Source organism: Pseudomonas sp. UBA5568, assembly GCF_002425525.1.
GTDB lineage: Bacteria > Pseudomonadota > Gammaproteobacteria > Pseudomonadales > Pseudomonadaceae > Aquipseudomonas > Aquipseudomonas fulva.
On record NZ_DIMK01000056.1, the window covers coordinates 68,357 to 79,231 of the forward strand.

At 63.7% G+C, this 10,875-nt stretch carries 12 protein-coding genes; 8 read left to right on the forward strand and 4 right to left on the reverse strand.

The genetic code is table 11. The features are described 5' to 3' along the window. The first annotated feature begins 119 nt into the window (after positions 1-119). From B2S33_RS19210 to B2S33_RS19235, 6 genes are all read left to right on the forward strand, one after another. The gene (locus B2S33_RS19210) at positions 120-1,757 is read left to right on the forward strand and encodes a phosphoethanolamine transferase (protein ID WP_288650862.1); all 1,638 of its coding nucleotides are present in this window, start codon (positions 120-122) and stop codon (positions 1,755-1,757) included. 126 nt (positions 1,758-1,883) lie between these two features. Further along, positions 1,884-3,017: a ribonuclease D gene (gene rnd, locus B2S33_RS19215; RefSeq protein WP_028686835.1), complete on the forward strand. Its 1,134-nt coding sequence runs from the start codon at positions 1,884-1,886 to the stop codon at positions 3,015-3,017. Further along, a complete protein-coding gene (locus B2S33_RS19220; RefSeq protein WP_023534892.1) occupies positions 3,014-3,307 on the forward strand; it encodes a YcgL domain-containing protein in 294 nt (97 codons plus the stop codon). The genes rnd and B2S33_RS19220 overlap by 4 nt, the downstream gene beginning before the upstream one ends. A gap of 2 nt (positions 3,308-3,309) precedes the next feature. Continuing rightward, positions 3,310-4,242 (forward strand): D-2-hydroxyacid dehydrogenase, encoded by a 933-nt coding sequence (locus B2S33_RS19225; protein ID WP_197874762.1) that lies wholly within the window; start codon positions 3,310-3,312, stop codon positions 4,240-4,242. Between the two features lie 254 nt (positions 4,243-4,496). Then, entirely contained in the window at positions 4,497-4,946 is a 450-nt protein-coding gene (locus tag B2S33_RS19230) for a YcgN family cysteine cluster protein (RefSeq protein ID WP_023534903.1), read from the forward strand. A 38-nt stretch (positions 4,947-4,984) separates the two neighbouring features. After that, the gene (locus B2S33_RS19235) at positions 4,985-6,202 is read left to right on the forward strand and encodes a hypothetical protein (protein ID WP_104926462.1); all 1,218 of its coding nucleotides are present in this window, start codon (positions 4,985-4,987) and stop codon (positions 6,200-6,202) included. Between the two features lie 245 nt (positions 6,203-6,447). Here B2S33_RS19235 and B2S33_RS19240 read toward each other — a convergent pair whose 3' ends face one another. The 3 genes from B2S33_RS19240 to B2S33_RS19250 all read right to left on the reverse strand — a co-directional run bounded on the left by B2S33_RS19240 (position 6,448) and on the right by B2S33_RS19250 (position 7,799). Then, on the reverse strand, positions 6,448-6,789 hold the full coding sequence (locus B2S33_RS19240; RefSeq protein WP_027915821.1) for a YgaP family membrane protein: 342 nt from the start codon (positions 6,787-6,789) through the stop codon (positions 6,448-6,450). Between the two features lie 104 nt (positions 6,790-6,893). After that, positions 6,894-7,364, reverse strand: coding sequence for an RNA methyltransferase (locus B2S33_RS19245; RefSeq protein WP_028686833.1), 471 nt, complete (start codon positions 7,362-7,364; stop codon positions 6,894-6,896). A 66-nt stretch (positions 7,365-7,430) separates the two neighbouring features. Further along, entirely contained in the window at positions 7,431-7,799 is a 369-nt protein-coding gene (locus B2S33_RS19250) for a YajD family HNH nuclease (RefSeq protein ID WP_023534919.1), read from the reverse strand. 132 nt (positions 7,800-7,931) lie between these two features. On the opposite strand from B2S33_RS19250, the gene B2S33_RS19255 reads away from it, so the two are divergent. Continuing rightward, positions 7,932-8,210, forward strand: a complete 279-nt coding sequence (locus tag B2S33_RS19255) for a hypothetical protein (RefSeq protein WP_082693192.1) — start codon at positions 7,932-7,934, stop codon at positions 8,208-8,210. A gap of 97 nt (positions 8,211-8,307) precedes the next feature. Here the strand turns inward: B2S33_RS19255 and B2S33_RS19260 are convergent, their stop codons facing one another. Then, the gene (locus B2S33_RS19260) at positions 8,308-10,350 is read right to left on the reverse strand and encodes a S9 family peptidase (protein ID WP_288650865.1); all 2,043 of its coding nucleotides are present in this window, start codon (positions 10,348-10,350) and stop codon (positions 8,308-8,310) included. Between the two features lie 127 nt (positions 10,351-10,477). Between B2S33_RS19260 and B2S33_RS19265 the strand changes: the two genes are divergently transcribed. Further along, positions 10,478-10,875 (forward strand): MFS transporter (locus B2S33_RS19265; RefSeq protein WP_288650867.1); only part of this gene is annotated, 398 nt, incomplete at its 3' end.

Below are 10,875 nucleotides of genomic sequence, written 5' to 3' on the forward strand. Positions count from 1 at the left end.
TTCACTAAATTGTTACGTTATTTTTCACAGAAAATTGATGGCCCGGTTTCTAGAGTTCGCCCTGCTTGCTCCCAGTGCCATCCGGCGCTGGTGGTCACTTCTCTTGGTTGCGAACCTGAATGCTCAACATCAAACCCCTGCGCACCGAATGGGTCACGCTGCTGGCCAGCCTGTACCTGTTGATCGGCATGAATGTTTTCCTGTGGCAGCACCTGGAGCAAGTCGTGCCCCCCGGCTTGCCCGGCCTGTGGCTGACCCTCGCGTTTGCGGTGCTGATGTTGTTCGCCTTCAACCTCATCCTTACCCTCATTGCCTTCCGCTATGTGCTCAAGCCCTTGCTGGTGCTGCTGTTCGTCAGTGGCGCGGCGGTGGCGTACTTCATGAATCGCTACGGCGTGCTGATCGACGCGGGCATGTTCGCCAATATCGCCGAAACCAACGTGACAGAAGTGCGCGACCTGCTGTCGCTGAAGTTCGCCTTGTACATCCTTGGCCTTGGGGTGTTGCCCTCGGTGCTGCTATGGCGAACACCGGTGGTGTATCGGACGTGGCAGCGCGAGCTGTTCGGCAAGCTGGTGGTCACGGCGGCCTGCGTGGTAGGCCTGGGCTCGGTAGGGTTGGCCAATTATCAGGGCCTGTCGTCGCTGTTTCGCAATCATCATGAACTGCGCCTGATGCTGACCCCCAGCAATATCGTCGGTGCCTCCGTGGCGTACGTGAGCGAGCGCGTGGTCACCAGTGCACGCCCCTTTGCGCACTATGGTGAAGACGCCGCCCGCACCCCGGACTGGCAGCGTCACCAGCGCAAATCCCTGACGGTGCTGGTCGTGGGTGAAAGCGCGCGCGCCGATCACTTCGGCGTGCTGGGCTACAACCGCGATACCACCCCCAGGCTTGCCGCCGAGCAGGGGTTGCTGGCGTTCTCGGACGTTCACTCCTGCGGCACTGAAACGGCTGTGTCGGTACCCTGCATGTTCTCCGGCATGCCCCGCAAAGCCTACGATGCCCGCGTTGCCAAGAACCGTGAAGGGTTGCTCGATATCCTCGAGCGGGCAGGCCTGGACGTGCAGTGGCGCGACAATCAGTCCGGGTGCAAGGGCACCTGCGACCGCGTGCAGTTCATCAACATGAGCAAGCTCAAGGACCCGCAGTTCTGCGCCGAAGGCGAGTGCCACGACGAAATCCTGCTGCAGGGCCTGGGCGAGCTGATCGACCATTTGGACAAGGACACCGTGCTGGTGCTGCACCAGATGGGCAGCCACGGGCCCGACTACTTCAAACGCTACCCCAAGGCCGAGCAGCGCTTTGCCCCGGTGTGCCAGAGCAACGCCTTGGACCAGTGCAGCCAAGCGCAGATCATCAATGGCTACGACAACACCCTGGCCTACACCGACCGGGTCCTGGCCAGCCTGATCGACACCCTGCGCAGCCGGCAGGACAAGGTCGATACGGCCATGATCTACCTGTCAGACCATGGCGAATCGCTGGGCGAGTACAACCTGTTCCTGCACGGGACACCGTACGCCATCGCTCCGGAACAGCAAAAGCATGTACCGCTGCTGGCCTGGTTCTCCGACAGCTATCAACAGGACTTCGGTGTCGATACCGGTTGCCTGGCCAAGTTGAACGACGCGCCCTTGTCCCAGGACAACCTGTTCCACTCGATGCTGGGTTTGCTGCAAGTTCACACCCAGGTGTACGAGCGTTCCCTGGACCTGTTCGCCAGCTGCCGGCCCTGGCTCACCGCCAAGCGTTGAGCAGGCCGCCGGCCGGGTTGCACAGTCCATGAAATTGCACCATTGATCGACATCAAGGATGGCCCGGGTTTCACCAGCAGTGCCCGCGCCGTATATACTGCGCGCCAATGTTAGTGGGAGAGCCTTGTGGCCATCGAAATTCACTGGATCCGTGACGACCTGAGCCTGGCCGAACACTGCCGCGATTGGCGCCAATTGCCCTTTGTCGCGGTCGATACCGAATTCATGCGCGTCGACACCTTCTACCCCAAGGCAGGGCTGATCCAGATTGGCGATGGCAAGTGCGCGTTCCTGATCGACCCGCTGTTGATCGGCAACTGGCAGCCGCTGGCCGAGCTGATCGAAGACCGTAACGTGGTCAAGGTGCTGCATGCCTGCAGCGAGGACCTGGAGGTGTTGCTGCGCCTGACCGGCAAGCTGCCCCAGCCGCTGTTCGACACCCAGCTGGCCGCCGGCTACCTCAACCTGGGCTTCTCCATGGGCTATTCGCGGTTGGTGCAGGAGGTGCTGGGCATCGACCTGCCCAAAGGCGAGACCCGCTCCGACTGGCTGCAACGCCCGCTGTCCGAGACCCAGGTCAGCTATGCTGCCGAGGACGCCGTGCACCTGGCCGAGCTGTTCAGCGCCTTGCGTGCGCGCCTGTCCGACGACAAGTATGCCTGGGTGTTGGAAGACGGTGCTGAACTGGTGGCCCAGTTGCGCCGCGAGGTACAGCCCGACAGCCTGTACCGCGAGGTCAAGCTGGCGTGGAAACTGTCGCCCCAGCAATTGGCGGTGCTGCGCGCCCTGTGCGCCTGGCGCGAGCGCGAGGCCCGCCTGCGTGATGTTCCGCGCAACCGCATCCTCAAGGAGCATGCGCTGTGGCCCATTGCCAAGAGCCAGCCGACCAACCTGGCGGCCTTGGCCCGCATCGACGACATGCACCCGCGCACCTTGCGCCAGGATGGCGAAACCTTGCTGCAACTGATCAAGCACGCCGCCAGCCTGCCGGCCGAACAATGGCCCGAGCCACTGCCTGAGCCGCTGCCGATCGAAGCCTCGGGCATTCTCAAGCAACTGCGCGCCGTCGGCCAGGCCGAAGGGCAGCGGCTGGGCATCGCGCCCGAGCTGATGCTGCGCAAGAAAACCCTCGAGGCCCTGCTTAAAAGCGGTTACCCCGACGGCCCTTACACCTTGCCCGATTCGCTGCGCGGCTGGCGCCGTGAGCGGATGGGCCAGGCACTGCTGGACAGCCTGGCCGGTGCCGGAGACCCTCAATGAAACGCATCTGCTCGATCTACAAGAGCCCCCGCAAGAACGAAATGTACCTGTACGTGCTCAAGGCCGATGGCCTGCAACGCGTCCCCGAAGGCTTGCTGCCGTTCTTCGGCACGCCCCAGCACGCCTTCGACCTGGTGCTCAGCCCCGAACGCAAGCTGGCCCGCGAAGACATCACCAAGGTGCTGGAAAACCTCGACAACCAGGGGTATCACCTGCAGATGCCGCCGCCGGATGACGAGTACATCGAGCACCTGCCCGACGAGTTGCTGCACCGTAACGATCCCGCCTGATCATGCGCGTACTGATTGCCGAGCATGACCACGTCCGCTACGCCGACCTGTTGCACCAGGCGGCACCGCACCTTGACGTCCTGACCAGCGACGACTCCGCGCAACTGGCCCGGCTGGCGCCGCAGTGCCCGGTGTGGCTCGGTCAGCCCGACCTGCTGGCGAGCCTGTTGCGCCAGGGGCATCGGCCTCACTGGATGCAGTCGACCTGGGCCGGCGTGACGCCGCTGCTGGCGGCGGGACTGCCCCGCGAGTATCGCCTGACCCGCGCCGTGGGCATTTTCGGTCAGGTCATGGCCGAATACATGCTCACCTACATGCTGGGCCATGAACGGCACGTCCTGTCGCGCCTGGTCAGCCAGGTGGAGCGGCGCTGGGATGACCGCCCCGGTTGCTCGCTGCAGGGCCGCAAGGTGTTGATCGTTGGCACCGGCGACATCGGTCAGGCGGTGGCCGAGTTCCTGCGTCCGTTCGGGGTGGTGCTGTACGGTGTGGCCAGTGAGGCCCGTGAACAGCCGCCATTCGTCGAGGTAGCCGCCCTGGACGATCTCGCGCGCCTGGCGGGCCAGGTCGATTATGTGCTGAACCTGCTGCCCGACACGCCGGCCACGCATGATATCTTTGACGCGGCGATGTTCCGGCGTTTTCAGCCGACTGCTTTGTTCATCAATGCCGGACGCGGTGTGGCAGTCGTCGACGCGGACCTGGTGGATGCGCTGAAGGAGGGTCACCTGGCCGGGGCGGTGATCGATGTATGCCGCCAGGAACCGCTGCCCAGACAGCATCCGTTCTGGACCGCCTGGGGCCTGTTGCTCACCGGACACAGCGCCGCGCCCACCACGCCTGCGGCCATGGTGCGGTTGTTTCTCGACAACCTGCAGGCGTTCGAAGCCGACCAGGCGCTGCGCGGCGAAGTGGACTTCGACCGCGGGTATTGATCGTTCGGCCTGGGCCAGAGCGCGTTGCCTGCGGGTAGCGCCTCATGGCGGCCCTTCACGCGTACCGATCTACCACGCGCCTGTGCGCGAGCATGGCTGACAAGCGGTCTGGTATTGCTGCATGCCAGGCCCTAGACTGGCGCCGCCACGGCCAGCAGCTCCATGCTGCACGCCTTAACGAACCGTTTCAGGCGCTGTCTGCTTCGGGCCCGATGCCGGACACGCGCTGCTGATCCCTTGCAGGAATTCGCGTCATGATCGCTGACAACGCCCCCTTCTGGCGGCGCAAAACCCTCGAGCAACTCAACCCGCAGGAATGGGAATCGCTGTGCGACGGTTGCGGGCTGTGCTGCCTGCAAAAGCTCGAGGACGAGGACGACAACAGTGTTTATTACACCCGCATCGCCTGCACGTTGCTCGACCTCGACACCTGCCAGTGCAGCGACTACCCCAATCGCTTTGCCCAAGTGCCCGACTGCATTCAGCTCACCCCGGGCAAGGCTGACCAGTTTCGGTGGTTGCCAGCGACCTGCGGTTACCGTCTGGTCAGCGAAGGCAAGGACCTGCCGGCCTGGCACCACCTGGTATGCGGTGACCGCCAGCAAGTGCATGAACAGCGCATATCCCAGGCCGGGCGCATGCTCAGCGAGCGTGACGTGCACGAGGACGACTGGGAAGACCACCTGATCTTTCGCGCCAGCTAACCAGGCGCTTTACCCACTGGTGAACAAGGAGTGTCGGTATGCGTTGCCGTTTGAGTGTGCTGGTGGCCATGTTGGGATTGCTGGCGGTGGCACCGGCCTGGGCGAAAAAAGTCGATCTTGACTATCAGGTCCGGTTGTTGCCCGCGACCGGGCAAGCCGAAGTGCGCCTCACGCTTGCCGATGGCAGCGCCGTGCGCAGCCTGGACTTCGACCTGGGCAAGGCGGGGGCCTACAGCGGCTTCCAGGCAGATGGCCACTGGCAGCTTCGCGGCCAGCGCGGGGTATGGCAGCCAGCGGCTGGCAAGACCAGCCTGAGCTATCGCGTGCAGTTGAACCAGCTCCACGGTCCTGGGGTGTACAACACCCGTATGACGGCGCACTGGGCACTGTTCCTGGGCGACCAACTGGTCCCACCCGGTCGGCTGGACCAGCAGGACGGCACGGAGTTGGTCGCCCGCCTGGCATTCGATTTGCCCGAAGGCTGGAAAAGCGTCGAGACCGCCTGGCCACGTATTGGTAAGGACAAGTTCCGCATCGACAACGTCTCGCGGCTGTTTGATCGACCCACCGGCTGGATCCTGGCTGGCAACCTGGGTAGCCGCCGTGCGCGCCTGGGCGAAACCGACGTGACGGTGGCAGCGCCGGTCGGGGAAGGGATGCGCCGCCTGGACAACCTGACCTTGCTGACCTACATCTGGCCGCAACTGCAGGCCACCTTCCCAAGAAACCCGCCCAAACTGCTGGTGGTGGGCGCACGCGATCACATGTGGCGCGGGGCGATGGCCGCTCACGGCTCGCTCTACCTGCACAGTGGCCAGGCCATGGTCAGCGAGAGCGGTAGCAGCCCACTGCTGCGCGAAGTGGTCCAGTTGTTCACGCAGCTGCGTGGGCGTGAGGGCAATGACTGGTTGATCGAGAGCTTGACCGACTATTACGCCACCGAGCTCCTGCGCCGATCAGGCGGCCTGAGTGATGACCGTTACCAGGCCTGGCAGGCGCGCCTGAGCAAGCAGGGCGCAAGTGTCAAGCACCTCAAGGGGCAGCAGGCAACGCCTGCCCAAGTGGCGCGAGGGGTGATGCTGTTGCAGGCGCTGGACAAGGAGATCCGTATTCACACCCAGGCCCGGCAATCGCTCGACGACGTGGCGCGAGGGCTGATGCGGCTACCGAGCGTCAGCCTCGAGGACTTCGTTCAGATCAGTGAAAACGTACTTGGGCGTCGGTCGGAGGCGTTGCAGAGCAAAGTGCTGCGTTGACGCGCTACGCAATGCCCGATGGGAGCCACGCGTTGCACAACCTTTGAAGGCCATCGGGTCCGTAAAGCGGTTCCAGCAGTACGGAATCTGAGATTCCGGAGCTGCTGCGCAGCCCGTCGCGGCCGGTCCGGCGCCCCGGCCGTCCTCAAGTCGAACGTGTGACGACTACCAATCAAACCGCAAGACGTCGTGGTTACGCCTTGCCGCAGCGCCGCCACGGCAAGGCCAAAACACTGGCCAGGGCATCACACTCCAGCGACAGGGTCCTTGCCAGTCACCGTCACGCCTTCGGTGGCCGCTTTAGCACTGTCCTTCAGTGCAGTGAGCTCGTCCCCAGTACGCTTGAGGTCCGATTTCAGCTGATCGTACTGATCGCGGTGGTGCTGCAACCACGCCTTGGTAGCGCAATGCCCGGTAAAGCCGCGCACCAGCGCCAGGCCACCGACGGCCACTTTGAACAGCCCTACGATACCGCCCTGGCTCAGCCCTTTGCCCACCAGCAAAGCACCACCGGCCAACGACGTGGCGCGTTCGATGCCATGGACGTTCTTTTCCTGCAACGGTGCATCAGCGTGATTATCAAGCATTGGTAAGCCCTCTTCGTGATGTGTAAGCAGCTGACCTGCCGGCGGCGGGCGGCGTTCACTCCATGTGCCAGGCGAGCCTCCTGGCGGTCATGACAGCGCACGCATCACTTGAATTTCGGGCCTGAGCGGGTGTTCAGGCCCTTGGCCAGGCGGTCGTACAGCACCACGTTCACCGTCGCTGCCAGGTTCATGCAACCGGTAGTGGGGATGTAGATGGTTTCCTCGCACCAGGCCCTGACGTCGGGGCTAAGGCTGCCGTCTTCGGGGCCGAAGATGTAGATGGCCCGGTCCGGGTGGGTATAGTCGGGCAGGGGGCGGGCGCCTTCGACCAGCTCCACGGCCACCGGAGTGCAGCCCAGCGGGATGATGCGTTGCAGGTCATCGATGCCGATCAGCGGAATGTCGTAGTGCACGCGCTTGGTGTCGGTCACGAAGTCCCGTGCGCGCTCGTACCGCTTGCCGGTATAGAACACCGAGTTTACCCCGTAGCAGCCAGCCGCACGCATCACCGAGCCTACGTTTTCGGCCGACTTGGGGTTGAACAGGCCGATGCAACTGTATCGTTTGTTAGCCACGAACCGGGGCCCTTCGCAAAAAAGACGCGATTATACGGGTTGCCCGGTCATAGCGGGGGCTACCGGTCAGTCCTTCTTCAGCATGCCTGCCAGCGCCGCGAACGGATTGTGGGTGGCCTTGGCAATGCTAGGGGTGCTGGTAGAGCCTTCGCTGAAGTATTGCTGATCGGTGTAGCGCGAGTGTTCGTTGTCGTGGCAGTAGAGGCACAGCAGTTCCCAGTTGGAGCCGTCCTGCGGGTTGTTGTCGTGGTTGTGGTCGCGGTGATGCACGGTCAGCTCGCTCAGGCGCTTGCCGGCGAACTCGCGTGCGCAGCGCCCGCATACATGCGGGTACATCCTCAGGGCCTTGTCGCGGTAGCCCATTTCCTTGTCGCGCTTGGCATCGGCGAGAATGCGGTCCAGGCGCGCAGTGGCGGCGGAAGTAGAGGAGGTCATGGTGTTTCCTTCGTTCTGATCAGGCAAATGACGGTTATGCCGTCGAGTCTAGCGCGGCTGCATGATCGGCGCACAGGCGAAAAATGTCATATGGGCGTAGCCTGTAGGAAGGTTCTGAACAGGAGGTTGCCGATGCTTGCTGCGATTCTCGCCGTTGTCCTGGCGGCAGGCGTGCCTGCGGCTCACGCTGCCAGCACGCCACCCCGGTTGACCACACCTGTACCCGGCGCGCCGGGCACGCCTACCCCCACGCCGTATCCGCAGATCACCCCAAGCAGCCCGCCCAAGGCCACCGGCACCTCCCAAGGGGCACCTTTGCTACCGCCAATGCCAGTGCCTGGCCCGCCAAAGGACCAGCCTTTACCAGGGTTGCGGCAGGATGCAGAGAAACCGGTGCGGGACACGGAGTGAGCGAAGGCGGCTGTCCTAGCGTTGCCGATAGCGCCACAACCGAACACGAACGCCAAGGCCGCTGGGGCCGCCTCACACACACAAACAGCTCGAAACCTCAGGCAACCCCCAGCTCACCCAGCACAAACCCGTACTCCAGGGCTACATCCTTCAACCCCTGGTAACGCCCGCTCATACCCCCGTGTCCGGCACCCATTTCGGTCTTGAGCAGCAGCAAGTTGTCATCGGTCTTGCGCGTACGCAGGCGGGCGACCCACTTGGCCGCTTCCCAGTACTGCACCCGGCTGTCGTTGTAGCCGGCCACCACCAACATCGCCGGGTAAGGCTGGGCTTTCACGTTCTCATACGGCGCATAGGCCTTGATGCGCTCATACACCTCAGGTATCTCGGGATTGCCCCATTCGTCATACTCGGTCACCGTCAACGGCAGCTCAGGGTCGAGCATGGTGTTGAGGACATCCACGAACGGCACCTCGGCGATGGCACAGCGAAACAGCTCGGGACGCAGGTTCAACACGGCGCCGATCAGCAGCCCGCCAGCGCTGCCCCCGCTGATGGCCAGGGTGGCGGGGGACGTCACGCCCTCGTTGATCAGGTGTTCGGCGCATGCGATGAAGTCGCTGAAGGTATTGCACTTGTGCTCCTGCTTGCCGGCACGGTACCAGGCCTCGCCCAGCTCGCCGCCGCCGCGCACATGGGCAATGGCAAACGCCACGCCACGTTCCAGCAGGCTCAGCCGCGCATGGGAGAACCACGGATCCAGGCTCTCGCCATAAGCGCCGTATCCGTACAGGTAGAGCGGTGTCGTGCGGCCCACATCCTGACGCCGTCGCACCAGGCTGATCGGTACCTGGGTGCCATCTGCGGCGGTGGCCCACAGGCGTTCGCTGACATAGGCGTCGGCATCGAAGGGCCCCAGCACCGGCGTCTGCTTGAGCACTTCCTGCGCGCCAGTGGCCAGCGCCAGCTGCCGCACCTGGGCCGGCCGGTTCAGCGCCTCGTAGCGCAAGCGTATCCGAGGACTGTCGAATTCCAGGCTGTCCTGCACGTACAGGCTATAGGCGGCGTCGGGTAAAGCCACCCGGTAGGGCGCCAGCCCCTGTGGGCGCACTTCGATGATCGGCAGCCCGCCGTCACGCAGACTCAGGGTCAACGCGCTGGCATTGAGGCTCAGCCCTTCGAGCATGATGTCATCGCGATGGCCTACCAACAGCTGCCACTGGGCGCGGCTAGGCACGGGGTCGACTGGGGCGTGATACAAGGCGAAGTTGATGCCGTCCTGGTTGGTGCGGATGAACCATCGCCACTGCCCATCGAGCAGGCCATGATCGGGGAAGTATTCATGGCTTTCCACGCGCGGTGCCAGGCAGGTGAACGGCGCTTGCGGCGTGGCCGCGTCCAGCACCCAGGCTTCGCTAGTGGTCTTGCTGTTGAGCAGCAGCACCAATTGGCGTTCGGAACTGGTGCGGTAACAGTGCAGGAAGAACCGGCCATCGGGCTCCTCGAACACCCGCTGGGCACCGTCCTGACCCAACGTATGCCGGTACAGCCGCCAAGGGCGATGGGTATCGTCGAGTTCGGCGAAGAACAGCGTGCGGCTGTCATTGGCCCAGGTCAGACTGCCATCGCAGCCATCGAAGGGCAGGGTGGTTACATCGCCTGTGGCCAGATCCTTGACGTACAAGGTGTAGATTTCGTCCCCGCTGGTGTCCAGGCTATAGGCCAACAGGCGATGGTCGGGACTAACGTTGAACGCCCCCAGCGAAAGAAAGCCGCCGCCTGCCAGGGCGTTGGGGTCCAGCAACAGTTGCTCCTGGCCTTCATCGACCGTGTTGGAATCATCGCCAGGGCGTGGGCAGCGGTAATGGCGGGGGTATTCATCGCCAGCGGTGGTACGGGTGTAGTACACGTAGGGCCCCCATGGCGAAGGCAGGGACAGATCGGTTTCCTGGATGCGGCCCTTGATCTCCTCGAACAACTGCTCGCGCAACGGGGCCTGATGAGCCAGACAGGCTTGCTGGTAGGCGTTTTCCGCTTCGAGGTAGGCCAGTACCTGGGGCTCGTCACGCTGTTGCAGCCACGCATAGGGGTCGGTCGCGTCGTCGGCTCTGGCCAGGGGCGGCAAGTGGGTGCTTGGCATCGAATTTCTCTCGGTTCTTGAAGGGCGCTGCCGGCAGCTTCGTTGGCGTGCCGGTACAGGCAAACACTGTTTGCGCCAGGAAATGTGTTTATCATAGGCACCTCTTTGCCTGGCTTGCACGATTACCATGATCGAGAACGACTACACCCTGGCCTGGGGCCTCTACGCCGTGGCCGCCCTGGGCTGCCTTCTGGTGGGCTTCAAGCTCACCGGCTGGATGTGGCGCTGGCTGCGCGAACCACTGCGCGTCGTGCTGGCGGTGCTGCTGCTTACGCCGACCGTGGTCGACCCAGTCAAGGACAGCTTCGCTCCGGCCATTGCCATCACGGTGCTGGACGTCGCCTTCAAAGTGGGCAACAACGCCTGGCGCGCAGTATCGGACTTTGCCATGTACGGCATGATCGCCTTCGTGCTGTATTTCCTGTTCGTGCTGGTGCGCTGGCCGCTGGAGAAACGCGCCCGCGAGCGCCGCCTGCGTGCCCAAGCCGCCGCCCAGCGCGAGGCCGCCGAAGCGCAGGCGCTTGC